Annotated in this window: 6 protein-coding genes; all 6 read left to right on the top strand. The window is 57.5% G+C overall.

The features are described 5' to 3' along the window. A partial coding sequence (locus tag O2807_12620) for an FAD-binding protein (GenBank protein ID MDA1001343.1) occupies window positions 1-1117 on the top strand: 1117 nt, incomplete at its 5' end. Between the two features lie 31 nt (window positions 1118-1148). Continuing rightward, complete coding sequence (locus O2807_12615; protein MDA1001342.1) at window positions 1149-1424, top strand: 2Fe-2S iron-sulfur cluster-binding protein; 276 nt, start codon at window positions 1149-1151, stop codon at window positions 1422-1424. 18 nt (window positions 1425-1442) lie between these two features. After that, window positions 1443-1607 (top strand): hypothetical protein, encoded by a 165-nt coding sequence (locus O2807_12610; protein ID MDA1001341.1) that lies wholly within the window; start codon window positions 1443-1445, stop codon window positions 1605-1607. A 38-nt stretch (window positions 1608-1645) separates the two neighbouring features. Further along, entirely contained in the window at window positions 1646-2911 is a 1266-nt protein-coding gene (locus tag O2807_12605; GenBank protein MDA1001340.1) for a pyridoxal-phosphate dependent enzyme, read from the top strand. 156 nt (window positions 2912-3067) lie between these two features. Then, the gene (locus O2807_12600) at window positions 3068-4033 is read left to right on the top strand and encodes a TAXI family TRAP transporter solute-binding subunit (GenBank protein ID MDA1001339.1); all 966 of its coding nucleotides are present in this window, start codon (window positions 3068-3070) and stop codon (window positions 4031-4033) included. Between the two features lie 39 nt (window positions 4034-4072). Beyond that, a partial coding sequence (locus O2807_12595; GenBank protein MDA1001338.1) for a hypothetical protein occupies window positions 4073-4412 on the top strand: 340 nt, incomplete at its 3' end.

The raw sequence follows: 4412 nt of genomic DNA, 5'->3' as shown, positions 1-4412 counted from the left end.
CAGCGTGACCGACATGGAGGCCGGTGCCTGCGGAGATGGCCTGGCGATGGCCTACGATGTCGGTGCCGAGCTCATCGATATGGAGCTTCATCAGTTTTTTCCGACTGCGTTCGTATATCCTTCCTCGCTCCGCGGGGTCATCGTCACGAGCAGCCAGTTGTGGAAGATGGGAATGAAGCTCTACAACAACCACGGCGAACGGTTCATGGCCCGAGACTTTCCCGAAGAATGTGAAGACGTCTCCCGGGACATCCTCTCCCGAAAGATTTTCCTTGAGATCGCCGAGGGACGGGGAACCGAGCACGGGGGTGTCTGGGCCGACACGACAGACATTCCGGGCTTCGACGAATTCAAAAAGGACCGGCCCCGAACCTACGTATGGAAGGAAAAATTCGGAATCAAAACCGACCGTTTCGAGGTTGCGCCCACATACCACTATACGCTCGGCGGGGTCCGTATCGATACGGGGGCGCGGACTAGCGTTCCGGGTCTTTATGCCGCGGGGGAGGTGACGGGGGGCATCCACGGGGCAAACCGGCTCGCGGGCAATGCCCTTCCCGAGTGCATGGTGTTCGGCGAAATCGCAGGGGAAAAAGCTGCTTCTGAGGGGAGGCCCCTTCGGCCTCTCGATGAAGAGCAGATCCGGAAGGCTGAGGAGAAGGTCCTGGGCTATGTTTCCCGCGGCGAAGAGGACGAGATTCCCTTCTCGGAGATTTGCATGCGCGTCCGGGAGCTGCTCTATGAGAAGGCCGGGATCATCCGGACCGGTGAGGGGCTGGGCGAGGCCGCCCAAGAGATTCAAGAGTTGAAGGCCCTTATACCCCGGATGCGGTCCGGCGCCGGGGTGTCTGGGAAATTTGCCTTGGCCCGGACGATTGAGACCGAGATGATAGTTCAGCTGGGGGAGCTCGTCGTCAATTCCTGCCTGATACGGACGGAGTCGCGCGGCGCCCATTACCGAACGGACTTTCCTGAGACCGATCCCGAGTGGCTGAAGAACGTTATTGTCCGTACCAAGGGGGAGGGGCCCGAGTTTTCCACTGTTCCGGTCGAATTAAAATTCCTCAAACCAGGAGAATCGTCGCTTCATGTTAAAAGTGCGGATCTTTCGATTTGATCCTACTAAGGACGAGAAGCCTCGGTTCGACGTGTACGAGGTTGAGAGAGAAGGAAAGCTTCGCGTCCTTGACGTGCTTGAGTACATCTGCACCTTCGTCGACCCGTCACTCGATTTCCGCCGTTACCTTTGCAGGGACACAATGTGCAACACCTGCTTCGCTAAGATAAACGGCCGTTCCCGGTTGACCTGTCTCGAGAAGGTGCCCGAGGACGCCGAAGAACTGGTGATCGAGCCGGTTGAAAATTTCGAGTTGATCCGGGATTTGATGGTGAATTACTCAGCCCGCAAATCGAAAGGCGCATAATTTGAGGAAAGCAGTGAGATGATATCGTTGAAGGGTCCATCCGAAGTGCGAGGTTGCCTGAACGCGGGCGATAGCCCCCTGGGCGGGCAAGAGCTTTGGGAGCTGATGACCTCGGCCGAGGCGATCAACGGCATTCGCGAGATTGCGGCCTGCTGGGAAACGACACAGATTGGAACGTCCTGACTCTTCGCTTTTCGTCGTGCAGGGGGAGATTACCGGAGATGGGGAAACCTTCGGGATCGGTTTGCATTCGTTGCGCGGCATCCCATCCATCGGATATTTGGTTCGAGGGATGCCCGAATTGCGCGACGGACCATTCCCGTTCGAACCTGACGCTCACCTACGATTACGACGGAATTTCAAGCAAGGCGATCTCAGAGCCCGATCCAGGAAAGGGAAATTCGATCTGGAGGTACCACCCGCTCTTGCCCGTGGAAGCGGAATGCGCGGTGACACTGGGGGAAGGAGGGACGCCCTTGTTGCCCGCCAGGCGCATCGGGACCGCTCTGGGCTGTGAGGACCTTTGGATCAAGGACGAATCGCGCAACCCCACCGGATCGTTCAAGGACAGGTTCTGTGCCGTCGCTGTAGCGAAGGCAAGAGCATCAGGAGCGAGAACCGTTGCCGTCTCATCGACCGGCAACCAGGGTTCCTCACTCGCCGCTTACGCAGCCGCGGCCGGGCTCTCCTGCGTGGTGCTCACCTTGGCGTCAATTCCAGAGCCGTTACGTGTAGCGATACAGGTTACGGGCGCTCATATCGTCGCCCTTCCCAAACCCGCCGATCGGTGGGTGGTCTTGAGGGAAGGGGTGGAACGGGAAAGCTGGTTTCCAATCAGTAATTACATTTCTCCACCCATTGGGAGCAATTTCTACGGGGTCGAGGGCTACAAGACTATTGCCTATGAAATTTGGGAACAGAGGGGGCGTCAGGTTCCCGGCGCGGTGATCGTACCCACCTGTTACGGAGATGGCCTCTACGGAATCTGGAAAGGATTCAAGGAACTTCAAACACTTGGACTTACAGACCGCTGCCCCCAGATGGTGGCGGCGGAGGTTTCGGGCTGGCTGAGCCGTTCTCTGGAAAAGGGGAACCCTTGGGAGGGGGAGAGTGAGGTCAGCCAGTCCGCTGCTTTCAACCTCATTACTTCGCGGAGCACCTACCAGGGATACGCCGCCCTGCTTGAATCCGGCGGGACCGCGGTACAGGTAGGGGAAGAAGAGATTCTTGCGATGCAACATACCCTCGCGCGAGAGGAGGGTCTTTATGGAGAAGCTTCGAGCGTCATTGCCCTGGCCGCCCTGGAGCGTTTGGTGAAAGAAGGCCGAGCGGGCTGGGCGAACGGCGTGGTGGCGATTCTCACATCGGCGGGGATCAAGGATCCCGCCACGACGGCCCGTGGGCTTCCCCCACTGCAGATGTCTGCGCCGACACTGAATGCTGTCTTGGAGTTGATCGGTAACCGTGCCGCTCGTAGCCGCGCGTAGCGCGTGGAATTTCCGAAAACATTTAAGGGTATGCGACGGGAAACGAGGTATGGAGGAGAAGGAGGGTGTTCATGAGATGCGGAGGAATCGGTCTCCTTCGCAGTAATCACTCATGGCACTCCGCGAGTTGTCACTTGGTGGAAAAGGAGGAATGACATGCGAAGCAGAAAGATGGGGTTGGTGGTAGCTGTGATGAGCCTGGTGTTGTTTTTTGGCCAATGGGCCCAGGCGGCGACACGGATCACGCTGGGAGGCGGCGCGCCGGGGGGAACCTACTATCAAGTGATGGCGGCCATGGCGAAGGTGCTGGAGGACAAGTCGGGTGATATCAGACCCGCGGTCGAAACGACCTCCGGCTCCGCCCACGCGCTTCGGCTGGTGAACTCAGGTGAGTTGACCATTGGGTCGGGTCTGCTGGATACGGCGGCCCGGGCGTGGAACGGCCAAAGGGAGTTCAAGCAGAAGCTAGGCAATCTGCGTTCCGTCATGGCTTTCATTGACATCGGCGACGCCTTTTTGGTCCGCAAAGACTCGAATATCACGAAGGCGACCGATCTGAAAGGAAAGAAGATAGGTGTTCCCTCTCCGGCTGGCCTGTTGGCCCTGCAGTCAGTCCTTAAGTCCCATGGGCTCAACCCCAGCGACTACACAACTCGATTTCTTTCCTATACCGCGCAGGGGAACGCCCTGAAGGATAAGTCCATCCACGCGGGTTACATGGTCGTTCATCGGATCAACCGGACAGTGATGGAATTTATGACCACTATGGGAGGAAGAATTGTCGGATTCGAAAATCAGAAGGCGATCAATTATTTCGAAACCCACTTCCCGGTTTGGCGGTCCGTCATGTTAAAGGCAAACACCTATCCGGGACAGAACCAAGCGATTCCTGTTGCGGGTCGTCACGGTCTCGTGGTCACCCATAAGGACACCTCTGCGGATCTAATTTACAAGGTGGTCAAGACGCTATACGCCAACCACGATGCTTTGAAGAAAATTCACCCGGCGGCCGCCATGATCTCGCTGGAGCAGACCAAGCGTTATTACGAGAAAAAGCTCTTCGTCGTTCCGATTCACCCGGGTGCTGAGCGATACCTGAAGGAAGTGGGCGTGCTGAAGTAGTTGGAATTAGATAACTTAGAGACAGGAAAGGACTGAGGCATGGGCCAAGGGGTGGTGCCGGACGATGGAGAGGTGCGGGCGGATCAGGTTTCTCGACTGGCCTGGATTTTCGCTTCCGTGGTTGCGGTGGCTTGGTCGGTCTTTCAGCTCGCCACAAGCTATTTCGGAGTTCTGCCACTCCTGCAGCAGAGACCCATTCACATGGCCTTCGGCTTCACCCTGATCTTTATCCTCTTCCCCACCTCCCGTGCCTCTGGTGGGTGGGGAAGAGGATTGGGGCTGGTCATCGACGTTGCCTTGATCGCCGCCACCTTTATCCTCGGCGCCTATATGGCTTGGAACCACATCGAAATCGTCTGGCGGATGGGGGCATACGAGG

Source organism: bacterium (genome assembly GCA_027622355.1).
Lineage (GTDB): Bacteria > UBA8248 > UBA8248 > UBA8248 > UBA8248 > JAQBZT01.
The sequence above is the reverse complement of the archived record's forward strand: the minus strand, read 5'-3'. Positions and strand labels throughout refer to the sequence as shown.